Source organism: Chitinophaga polysaccharea (genome assembly GCF_007829335.1).
GTDB classification, from domain to species: Bacteria; Bacteroidota; Bacteroidia; order Chitinophagales; family Chitinophagaceae; genus Chitinophaga; species Chitinophaga polysaccharea_B.
Genome location: NZ_VIWO01000004.1, coordinates 157,925 through 169,748 on the forward strand (window position 1 = coordinate 157,925; position 11,824 = coordinate 169,748).

General features: G+C 47.1%; 8 protein-coding genes. 7 read left to right on the top strand and 1 reads right to left on the bottom strand.

Annotated features, from left to right (window positions below):
- Positions 1 to 26 precede the first annotated feature (26 nt).
- Positions 27 to 629: a tetratricopeptide repeat protein gene (locus FHW36_RS15320; protein ID WP_145670442.1), complete on the top strand. Its 603-nt coding sequence runs from the start codon at positions 27 to 29 to the stop codon at positions 627 to 629.
- A 66-nt stretch (positions 630 to 695) separates the two neighbouring features.
- Here the strand turns inward: FHW36_RS15320 and FHW36_RS15325 are convergent, their stop codons facing one another.
- Positions 696 to 1,907 carry a hypothetical protein gene (locus FHW36_RS15325; protein WP_145670443.1) on the bottom strand — a complete coding sequence of 404 codons (1,212 nt, stop codon included), beginning with the start codon at positions 1,905 to 1,907 and terminating at the stop codon, positions 696 to 698.
- A gap of 224 nt (positions 1,908 to 2,131) precedes the next feature.
- Between FHW36_RS15325 and FHW36_RS15330 the strand changes: the two genes are divergently transcribed.
- The 6 genes from FHW36_RS15330 (at position 2,132) to FHW36_RS15355 (ending at position 11,813) form a co-directional block, all read left to right on the top strand.
- Positions 2,132 to 4,303 carry a TonB-dependent receptor gene (locus FHW36_RS15330; RefSeq protein ID WP_145670444.1) on the top strand — a complete coding sequence of 724 codons (2,172 nt, stop codon included), beginning with the start codon at positions 2,132 to 2,134 and terminating at the stop codon, positions 4,301 to 4,303.
- Positions 4,304 to 4,396: 93 nt separating this feature from the next.
- On the top strand, positions 4,397 to 4,978 hold the full coding sequence (locus FHW36_RS15335; protein ID WP_145670445.1) for a Crp/Fnr family transcriptional regulator: 582 nt from the start codon (positions 4,397 to 4,399) through the stop codon (positions 4,976 to 4,978).
- Between the two features lie 82 nt (positions 4,979 to 5,060).
- Positions 5,061 to 5,816, top strand: coding sequence for a hypothetical protein (locus FHW36_RS15340; RefSeq protein ID WP_145670446.1), 756 nt, complete (start codon positions 5,061 to 5,063; stop codon positions 5,814 to 5,816).
- Between the two features lie 212 nt (positions 5,817 to 6,028).
- On the top strand, positions 6,029 to 6,718 hold the full coding sequence (locus FHW36_RS15345; protein WP_145670755.1) for a FadR/GntR family transcriptional regulator: 690 nt from the start codon (positions 6,029 to 6,031) through the stop codon (positions 6,716 to 6,718).
- A gap of 247 nt (positions 6,719 to 6,965) precedes the next feature.
- Complete coding sequence (locus FHW36_RS15350) at positions 6,966 to 10,316, top strand: SusC/RagA family TonB-linked outer membrane protein (protein ID WP_145670447.1); 3,351 nt, start codon at positions 6,966 to 6,968, stop codon at positions 10,314 to 10,316.
- Positions 10,317 to 10,346: 30 nt separating this feature from the next.
- Positions 10,347 to 11,813, top strand: coding sequence for a RagB/SusD family nutrient uptake outer membrane protein (locus FHW36_RS15355; protein ID WP_145670448.1), 1,467 nt, complete (start codon positions 10,347 to 10,349; stop codon positions 11,811 to 11,813).
- Positions 11,814 to 11,824: the final 11 nt, after the last annotated feature.

An 11,824-nucleotide genomic window follows, 5' to 3' on the forward strand; every position in this document is an offset into this window, starting at 1 on the left:
AGCATTACTACACGATCCCCTATTACGTGGCCGTGAAATTCGGGATGTGGGATACCATCCTTGCTATTCCTGCACCGGGGGAGGACCTGGTATATCCGCAGGCCATCTGGCATTATGCGCGGGGCATGGCATTTCTGGGAAAGAACAAAATAGGGGAAGCACAGCAGGAATTGGGCCGCCTGAAAACACTGGCAGGGGATACGTCGCTCCAACACCTGACCATCTGGAATATCAACACCACGGCCGACCTGGTACAAATAGCAGTGAAAGTATTATCTGCTCAAATAGCCGCAAAGCAACACCAGGCAGATACCTCCATTGCCTTACTCAATGCAGCGGTAGCAATAGAAGACAACCTGAATTATAATGAACCGCCTGATTGGTTCTTTTCTGTCAGACATTACCTGGGCGCTACACTCCTGGATGCCGGAAAATACCGGGATGCGGAACAGGTATACCGCGAGGATCTGCGAAGCTGGAAAAAGAATGGATGGGCATTAATTGGGCTATATCATTCGTTGATCTCTCAGAAAAAAAATGGCGAAGCGCAGCAGGTGAAGCAAACATTTGACGACGCCTGGCGATTTGCAGATGTGACTATTACGTCGTCTTCTAATATCCAACGGTAATAAATTAGAGCTAATGCGAGGCCCTGGGTTCATCCGAATCCAGGGCCTCGCATTATATGTTAGTGACTAGACGTTGTCCTGAACGAAAATTCCCTTCTGCTGCCAATTAGCCAATGTTTCCGTAGACATGCCACATTCCAGCATTATTTCCGCCAATTCATTATTGTCTGGTGTCATACTCCAATCGACTGAAAATGCAATAAATCCAGGTGAAACAGGAACTTTGCCATAGAGTTTTTCGGTGGTAAGTATGTTGGCTACCTTGCGAATCATCCTGGTGGCTGCATAGTAGTTGTTAGTATCCTTCACCCGGTTCATGAATGCAACGAACAACCGCTCATACGAATCTGGTAATGTAGGTATATGGTTGGCTGGAGAGATAAAAAGATCGACGAGCAAGTCTTCTCTATAAGAAGACTCCTTTAAAATTTCCTCCTGTTCTTCAACCGTAACTACCATAAGATAGGGATGATAGGAACTTATTTCCCGGTAATTTAATTGAACAATGGCAAGAGGCGAATCGAATGCTACCTGAGAAAGTGTATCTCCAATGACCTGGCCAATCTGTGCTGCCAGTTGATCTGCCAATTCTTCTATAGTGAGTTCAGAAGATGTTACAAAGATAGGTCTACGCTTGAGATCTTTGTCAACCGCATTAATTTCTTCCAGTTCGCCTGATGAATTGTAAGTGTATATTTCCTGGTGATTTTCCGGGCCGCTGCCCGGAAAGGAAGACCAACAGTCAGCATGGGTAATGCGGTTGTTTTCGTAATGATATAGAGATAGGCTGCAAATTTCATTTGTTGGCAACTGTTCGGCAATTTCCCGGGGCGATAGGCCCTCATATTGCCTTCCTAATGTAAGTCCATTCAGCTGTAGAAACTGAAACCCTTTCTTGCGGCCATTTTCCAATAGTAGCCGTATCAGTTTTACCGGTTTCATGGATGATAGCTCGAATTCTATGTATTCAATAGCAGCGTCGCTAAAGTGGTAAAATCCCTCCCAGTAGACTTTGTTCCAGGTATGCTCTGCCCGGCTATAGCATGGTCTGCCATCGGCATCGAGCCCATAAGTATATGGATTTGTTTCCGGAGGTTCGGTCAGCAAAGCGCCGTGGGCGGGAATGACACCATCACGATATCTTGAAATATCATATCGATTTCCATCCGAATATACCGTCATTACAATTGCCTTTTTTTTCTCACAAATACGGTCTGATTCGTCAAGTGCGGCTGTAAATCGGTCTAGTAAGTCTGTTCGAAGTTGATCTAATGTCATTATTATTTTGGTTAAAACTCGTTAAGCAAACCCTTTAGTTATCTGCCATTCAAAACTAATGAATCATTTTTAGACAGGGATTGAGTCGGACTGACAAGTAATGACTTGATAAAATGATAATACAATTGCCTGGCAAATGGATCATCACTATATTTGCTCCCACTGATATACCGCGCCGCCGGCGCAGCTCATACACTCATTAACTGGTTTACATTAACAGCCCAATGTTTAAGACGCTCAGCACGATATTATTATTAAGCCTGGTCCAGGTATGCCTGGCACAAAATAAGTTCACCGCATTGATAAAAGACGCCGACAGCAAATCTCCCCTGCCGGGAGCTACTGCCCTGCTTGCAGGTACCGGCAAAGGTGATAAAGCAGACCACAATGGGATTGTTACGATTACCGGTATTCCCAATGGCAGGCAAATTATTACCTGCAGCTATATTGGATACCAGGAGAGAGCTGATACTTTTTCCTTCCCATTACCTTCCGATACCATCACCATTTACCTGGAACATGCAGGTGAAGAAATGGAGGAAATAGTCATCTCCTCTACACGCAGCAATAGAAGTATCCGGGATATACCCACCCGCGTTGAGTTTATAGCCGGAGAAGAGCTGGAAGAGAAGGGAAACATGAAGCCTGGCGATATACGTATGATGCTCAACGAAAGCACTGGTATCCAAACACAGCAGGTATCTGCTACTTCGGCCAATTCCAGTATCCGTATCCAGGGGCTCGATGGCCGGTATACACAGCTTCTCAAAGATGGGTTTCCCCTGTATGCAGGTTTTTCCGGAGGTCTGGGATTACTGCAAACGCCTCCGCTGGATTTGAAACAGGTGGAGGTGATCAAGGGCGCTGCATCTACTTTATATGGCGGAGGCGCCATTGCCGGCCTGGTCAACCTTGTTTCAAAAGTGCCCACCGAAGAGCGGGACCTGCGGTTGCTTATCAACGGCACCTCTGCCGGTGGCCTGGATCTCAACGGGTTTTACGGCCAACGGTTCAACAAAGTAGGCGTGACCGTTTTTGCATCGCGGAACAGCAGCAATGCCTATGATCCATCCAGCACCGGGTTTACTGCTATACCAAAATTTGAACGGTACGTATTTAACCCGAAGTTGTTTGCCTATTTTAATCCTAAAACGCAGATGAGCCTGGGCGTCAATTATATTACGGAAGACAGAACGGGCGGTGATATCCTGTATATCAGGGGCCATGGTGACAGCACCCATAGTTACTATGAGAAAAATAAAAGTAACCGCTTCTCAACCCAGTTTTCATTCAACCACGATTTCAGTGAAGGAAGCAGTATTACCGTTAAAAATTCCATCAACAGTTTTAAACGGATAATATCTATTCCCGGTTATGTATTTGATGGGCAGCAGTGGTCTACCTACTCAGAAGCCACCTATCACCGGCAACGGGAAAGTATGGATTGGATAGGCGGCATCAATGTTTACACCGATAATTTTAAAGAATGGCCCACCGATACCCTGCCTAAGCGCAACTATCATCAAAGTACGCTGGGCGCCTTTGTGCAAAATACCTGGAAGGCCAGCGACTGGTTACAGGTGGAAACAGGTTTGCGGAGCGACTATGTGATCGATTACGGCCTGGTACTGCTTCCCCGTATTTCCGCCCTGTTTAAAATTTCTCCGGAATGGTCTTCCCGGATAGGCGGGGGGCTGGGCTATAAAACGCCTACCATATTTACGGAAGAAACAGAACGTATACAGTATAAATCCGTACTACCCATCAATGCTGATGTCAATAAGCTGGAGCGGTCTTATGGCGCTAACTTCGACCTGAATTACAAGACATCCCTGTTGGATGATAAAATGAGTTTCAGCATAAACCAGCTATTCTTCTATACCCGTATCAACCACCCGTTATTGCTGAGTACAGTACCTGGAAATCTCTATCGGCTGGAAAATGTGGAAGGATTTATTGATACCAAAGGCTGGGAAACAAATGTCAAATTTGGATATGGCGACTTTAAGCTGTTCATCGGCTACACTTTCACCGATGCCAGGTTGAATGATAATGGCATCATCCGTGAAAACCCGCTTACGGCACGTCACCGGCTGAATAATGTACTGATGTATGAAAAGGAGGAAAAGTGGAAAGTTGGATTGGAGGCCTACTACTACAGCAGGCAGTCGCTTACCGATGGTAGCACCGGTAAGCCTTACTGGATATGTGGATTTATGGCGGAAAAGCTCTGGGAAAAATTTTCCCTGTTCTTGAACTTTGAAAATTATCTCGATACCCGGCAAACCCGTTTTGATACTATCTATACCGGTACGGTAACACATCCGGTGTTCAGGGATATTTATGCTCCGCTGGATGGATTTGTAGTCAATGGCGGGTTAAAGTTGAAATTATAGCGGGTAACCCGGTGCCACCTTACTTGCCGTAAATTCAGTATCTTTTACGTATCAAATTGAATCCAGGTTGACAGCTAACCTACACAATAAGTAATGGATAAGGATAATTTAATGCAGTTTGTCCGGAAAATCTTACCCATGAGCCGGGATAAAGCAGAGCAGTTGGTAGAGAAATTCCAGCCAATGAAAATCGGCAAACATGAATATCTGCTGAAGGCAGGTAAGGTATGCAGCGAAACACATTTCATTGAGAGTGGTACACTCAGGGCCTATACCTACGATCTCGATGGTAACGAGGTAACCACTGCATTTTATGTGAAACATACTTTTGCGGCCGACCTGCTTTCATTCTTTAAAAGAGATCCTGCAAAGGAGTACATACAGGCCATTACTGATTGTGAAACCTGGTACCTGACCTATGAAGATATGCAGGCCAACTTCCACACTATCCCTGAATTCCGCGAGTATGGCCGGCTAAATATCGTGGAGCAGTACAGCCAGCTAAAAGAAAGAATGTTGTCGATGTTACAGGAAACGGCGGAGCAACGCTACAGCCGTTTGATCAGTTCAAGCCCGGAAATTTTCCAGGAGGTACCTTTAAAATATATCGCCTCTTACCTGGGCATCGCCGATACGTCGTTGAGCCGGATCAGGAAAGAGTTTGCTAAAAAATAATTGCCGCCTGATTTCTTGACATTTGCGAAGTGGAAGCACGGATATTTGATTTTCCTTTGTGGTATCATTAAAACGATGTCAAATGGAAACTTACGTATCGGCCATGCCGCTTTGGGCCATAGTACTATTTATTGCAGGTTTTCTCTACTCCATTATTTTTATCAGCAAACCAGTAAAGCAGGCGGCGCTAAATGCAGGTATGACGCCGCAGAAAGCAAAAAATATCCAGCTCGGTATTATCATCTTCTATGTAGCCTATCTCAGTTATGTGTCAGTATTCGCCCTAATGGGTGTGTTTGATGTGGATGCCATACCGCCTAAAGTAATGGTGTGGGCAGGTTTTCCGCTGATGGTTATCCTGTTTGGTTTTATTGGCAATACCCGTTTATTTAAAACATTGCTCCGGTCTATTACATTGGAGTCGCTCATTGCAGTGCATGTATTCCGGATACTCGGTATCTTCTTTATCATATTGTACGGGTATCGCCTGTTGCCAGCAAAATTTGCTTTTTCGGCCGACCTGGGAGATATCATTACCGCTATTTTAGCGCTACCGGTGGCCAGGATGGTGGCTAATAAACATCCCTGGCGGAAGGCGGCCGTATATGCCTGGAATATTTTTGGTATACTGGATATCATCAACTTGCTTACGGTGGCTGTTTTGATTGGCGCTAATGGTAACCTCCGGGAAATGACCATCTTCCCGTTTGTTTGGTTCCCGGCTTTTGCGCCGGCTACCATTTTATTTTTACATACGGTAGTTTTCCGGAAATTATATATGCTGGAACATGAACAACCAGTTCCTTTTAACAGCCATTTAGCACCCTTACCAGAATAGCTGATTACCCACAGGAGCATTTTGGAATTCGATTAATAAGTACCCTGATCTTTTGTATCAGGGTATTTTGTTTAAATACATTTTATCACCTCTTTGCTGCGAACCTTTCCTGTCGTCGACAGATTATCCGGTAACTTATTTTAAATATCGCCTGCTTTGAAAATCTCGGCAATTATGTAAATTTGTTCAATTGTAGTACAAAAATGAAACCAATGGTCAACGGTATTAAGCCAATCGCTTCCAGGTCCATGGCGGAAAGGGTAGAAGCCAGTCTGCGCGAATATTTTGCAAAAGAGAATTTTAAGCCGGGTGATCCCCTGCCAACGGAGCTGGAACTGGCCGCAGCGCTGGGCGTTAGCCGGAATGTGGTACGGGAAGCGCTCAGCCGGTTCAAAATGCTGGGGATCATTGAAACGAAGAAAAAGACCGGTATGGTCATCTCAAATCCCGATATCGTGGGCACTTTTGAAAAGGTACTGACCCCCGAGATCATGGACGAATCCACACTACAAGACCTGTTTGAATTGCGGCTGGTGCTGGAAATGGGTATTGCTGATTTGCTGTTTCTCCGTAAAACACCCGCCGACCTGGATGAGCTGGACGAGATCGTGGCCCGGGAAGTGAAGGACAAGAACTTCCGCATCAGCAATGAAATTGCTTTCCATGGTAAATTATATGAAATGACCGGTAATGAAACGATGAAACGTTTCCAGAACCTCCTGCTGCCGGTTTTCGGCTATGTAATGAAATTAGAGAACAGGAAGAGCGTTGCCGGTAAAGTTTCTCACCAGGACCTGGTTAAAATACTACGCAAAGGCACCGTGAAGGACTTCAAGGAAGGGATGCAGGCGCACCTGCAGCCACACCTCGACCGGTTGCAACAGCAGAAAGGCAAACCCTGAGTTCACCAGCTATACACCATATTGACAGCGGCGCTTCCTGCGCCGCTTTTTTTTGCCCCGGAAATTTTTCCGGAAATATTTTGAAATCAAAAAACAATTCCTACATTTATTATGTAGAACATAACTACTAATACTATTTTTACGTTATGAAATGACTTGGATTCCACGTTCAGGAATAATGCGTGTCTGCGCATATCTGTTTCTGTGGTGAAAAAAGGACCTATACATCACATTTAAACTCGCGCAAATGAGGTTATTAAAACTTTGTTGCTGCCTCCTGCTATTATCGGGGGTAAAGGAAAGCTTTGGCCAGAATGGCGGATTTACTGTTACCGGATCCGTAAAAGATGCTACCACGCATGAACCGCTGATAGGAGTAAGCATAGCGGTAAAAGGAAAAACAGGTACAGGTACCGCTACCGGCGCCGACGGCCAATTTACATTACGGTTACCCTCTGGTAACGACACCCTGTTGTTCCGCATGATGAACTATTCCGCCAGGGTGGTACCGGTCAACAACCGGTCGTTCATCAACATCACACTGGCCACCTCTTCTTCTCAATTAGGAGAAGTACTGATAGTCGGCTATACGGAGCAATCGGTGAAAAAGAATACCGCAGCCATTGCTAAAATGGACGTAGCTGAACTGAAGAACAACCCTAATCCTAATCCCGTGCAGGCCATGCAGGGCAAGGTGGCTGGTGTTTCTATTCCTATCAACCAGGGACAACCAGGCATAGGCGCCGCCAACATTATTATCCGCGGCGGTACCAAGCCCAATGTATATGGTTCAGGCCTCGGCAACAACAACGGCGCCCAGCTGGGCAGCGTAGAAGGTACCAATCCACTCGTGGTAATAGATGGCGTTTTCCGTACTATCAACGACGTCAACCCGGACGATATCGAATCCCTGCAGGTAATGAAAGATGCAGCTTCCACCGCTATCTACGGCGCCCGGGGCGCCAATGGCGTAATCGTGATAAAAACCAAGCGGGGAAAACTGAATACAAAATCCACCGTTACGCTCAATCACCGTACTACCTGGGAAACACAAGCCAGGGATTACGATTACCTCAGCGCGGCCGAATACCTGCGCCTGGCACGTACCACCGTTGCCGCCACCAGCGATGCACTCGACAAAAACAACCTGTTGTATAACGGCGGCTTCTCTGCCGGTACGAAAAAATTTACCCAAAAAGGCCAGTATGGGAAAAGTACTTATCTCACGGCGCTCTACGACAATATTGTGCAGGTAGAAGGGCAAGCTTATGTAGATAATCTCCTCGCACACGGTTGGCAAACCATGGACGATCCCATTAACCCGGGCACCAAACTCCTGTTTGCGGATAACCATTACCAGGACATGCTCTGGAACACCGGTATCAGCAACACCGATAACGTAACGCTCAGTGGTGGTACCGACAAAGCCGACTATAATTTTTCCATGGGCTATACCAACCAGAAAGGCGTGTTGGTAGGTACCCGATACCAACGTTATAATGCCCTCGGCAACTTCGGCTACCGCGCATCGGACAACCTCCGGCTCGAATTCATGATCAACTATCAGAACGTGATACCCAATTACGTGGATGCCTACCAGAACGACCTGGTACGCGCTATCCGTATCACGCCATTGATCCGTATTTATAAAGATGATGGCAATCCGGCCCCGGGAGAACTTTATACGGTGCGTAATCGCTTTCATACGCTGAAATACGACGATATGCGCACCAATACCGAACGGCTGGTAAGCCGCGTGGGCGCTGATCTTACCATCGTTAAAGGACTGCACTGGCGCCCGTCTCTTTCCTATATGCTGGAAGACTACACAGAGTTGTTTATGCGCAAGGCTACACCATCCGACGAAATCCAGCCTTCCATGCTGCGCTGGAAAGACGACTATACCAACGCCTCCCGGCAGCTGATGCTGGACCAGGTGCTGCAATACGATTTCAACATACATAGTGATCACCACTTCTCCGCGCTGGCCGGGATGAACTTCACCCGCAATACCAACCACGAAAAAGACATGGGGTCACAGCGGGCGGCTAACGATTACGTATATACGATAGAGGAAGACCCTACCACCATCATAAACGGCCAGGTGGTCAGCAACGTGGTCGACTTCCGTACAGGATTGGGAGAAAGCCGCTCAGCCAGCATTTTTGGGCAGTTCAGCTACGATTATAAAATGCGTTACCTGTTAGGAGGCTCCCTGCGTTATGATGGATTCTCCAACTTTGCCCCCGGTAATAAATACGCATTCTTTCCATCCATTTCCGCCGGTTGGAACATAGACCAGGAACGTTTCTGGCACAGCCGTAAGGTAAGTAGTCTGAAACTGCGCGCCAGCTGGGGCGCAGCGGGATTGAGCGGCCTTAGCATTGCAGATACCTATGGCGATTACAACCCCGCCAGCTATGCCCTTAACTCAGGCATTGTTCGCGCAGGACTTTCCAATCCCAGGCTCCGCTGGGAATCTACCGTCACCACCGATATTGCACTCGATGCAGGATTTTTCAATAATCGCCTGAACCTCTCGCTGGATTATTATAGTAAGCTCACGAAAGACAGGCTAACTACCAAACCGCTGCCATCGGAAGCACCGTTCCCGGATATCACCTATAACAATGGCTCGCTGCGCAACCGCGGTATCGAGATAGCCGTAGGCGGTACGGTGATCAAAACGAAGTTGTTCACCTGGAACGCCAATTTTACCTTCGCGTTTAACAAAACTACCATTACCGATCTCCCGGATAATGGTCGCGCTAAAAACCGCCAGGGCGGCGATATCATCTACGATAAAGCTGCTGGTAAAGAAGTAGAAGCCGGCGGACTGGCCGTAGGAGAACGCCCTTATGCCATTTACGCTTACCACGTGCTGGGCGTATTTGCCACCGATGAAGAAGCCGCCGCCTGGAATGCCAAAATAAAGGACAACCTGGCTTCTCCGCAAGGTATAAAAGTAGGTAAGCGTGGTGGTGATTTCATCTTCGAAGACGTTAACAACGATGGGGTAATTGATACCAAAGACCAGGTGTTCATCGGTTACCGTAATCCCGATAAAATGGGTGGCCTCCAGAATACCTTCACCTATAAGGGCATTTCATTGCGCATTAACATGGATTATGCCCTGGGACATATGATCAGCAATGGTGCATTGGCCCGCTCTATGGGCCAGGGCCGCGCTTTCAATGAAGGCGCTCCGGCGCAGGCACTGGCAGATGATGTATGGAAGCAGCAGGGCGATAAAGGTAAAAAGTATGCCCGCTTTTCCTTTGCAGACTACGATTACGGGCAACGGAACTACCTCCGCAATGCCACCCTGGGAAACAACAGCAGTTATAACTCAGATGTATCTGTGATGTATGAAAAAGGAGACTTCCTGGCACTACGGGAGATCACGCTTTCTTATGAGCTGCCCGGCGCCCTCCTCAAACGCATCCGGGTATCCGGCCTCAATATTTCTGGAAGTATCTATAACGTGGGATACCTGACAGCTTATAAAGGGCTGAATCCTGATATCTATAGCGGGTTTGATCCCGGTGGTTATCCCAGGCCGAGACAATTTTCACTGGGCGCCAACCTCCGGTTCTGATGCAGTTCCTATCATCTAAAAAATTAACGTATGAAAAAGACTAGCTGTTATATAATGTTCCTGGCGTTGCTGTTTACCAGCTGCGACAAACTGCTGGACGTGAAACCACAATCGCAGATTACAGACCAGGTGTTCTTTCGCAATGAAGGCGACTTTGAACCTAATGTAGTAGGGATCTACACAGTAATGCGTAGTATAGCCAACAACGTTACCTATGGTACCGAAAGGAGCGAGGAGCTGATTTCTGCTACCAATTCCCGCTTCACGGTGGCCTGGTCGCAAACACTTTCACCGTCTTCCGGTGCGGTTAATTATTCCGAATGGTACCGCGGCATTGGACACTGTAATCTCCTGCTGGATAAGATCCAGGACTTTGCGTTCGCGGCTAACCCCAATCTGAAAAAGAAGATAGTGGGTGAAACGCTGGCCCTGCGCGCTTATTTTTATTTTCACCTGCTGCGTGTATTCGGTAGCGTGCCCATTGTGCTGGAAGCTATCACGGATGAAAATGTGATCTTGCATAAACGGGCCAGCGCACAAGAAGTGATCGCGCAGGTGCTCAGCGACCTGGACAAAGCTACGGCGCAGTTTACAGGGATGACCGATTTTTCGAAAACAAACTATCCTACCAAATACCGGTTTGCCTATGGCAGTGTGATGGCCATGAAAGCCGATGCTTTGTTATGGAAGGCCAGCGTGGCCGGCGGCGGGCCAGCAGATTTGCAGGCCGCAGTGGCAGCGATCACAGAAGCAGAAAGTACCGGCGTATCACTCCAGCCCGATTTTGCCAAAGTAACGGGTGTACGGGCTGCGGCTAACAACGAAGTATTGATGGCTGCCTATTACAATAAAGATGAAACACCCGGTGGCAACTACGCGAAGAATGCCTTACCTTTTAAAGATATACTGGAAGGGGCTATCAACAAGGAACAGATTCCATATGTGAAAAATTCGACCAATGGCCAGGGTGCATACCAAATCAGCCCCTTGTCGAAATCGTTGTTTACCAACCCGGCCGACAAGCGCATTCCGTACACCTGGATCGCTGATATGTACGCTTCGGGTCCAAAAATCAGCTGGATCACTAAATATCCCGGAACAGTATATGCAGACGATCGGTATGCCGATAACGACCTGATCATCTATCGCCTGGCCGATCTATATTTGTTGAAGGCAGAAGCCTATGCAGCGCTGGATGATTTAAATAACAGTAAAAAATACCTGGATAATGTAAAGCTAAGAGCCGGCGTAGAGGCATATACAGGGGATATGACGAAGACAGCGCTGGAGAAAGAGATCCTGAATGAGCGTGGCCGCGAACTATTCTTTGAGAACAAACGCTGGTTTGATCTCGTGCGCTTTCATAAAGCAGGCATCATTGATGTATACAACTACGTACCCAATCTGAAGGGTAAAACCACGCCATTGTTCTGGCCGGTGAATACCACGGTATTGGCCAACAACCCGGATATGACACAAACAGATGGTTATAAATAATACTAATCACG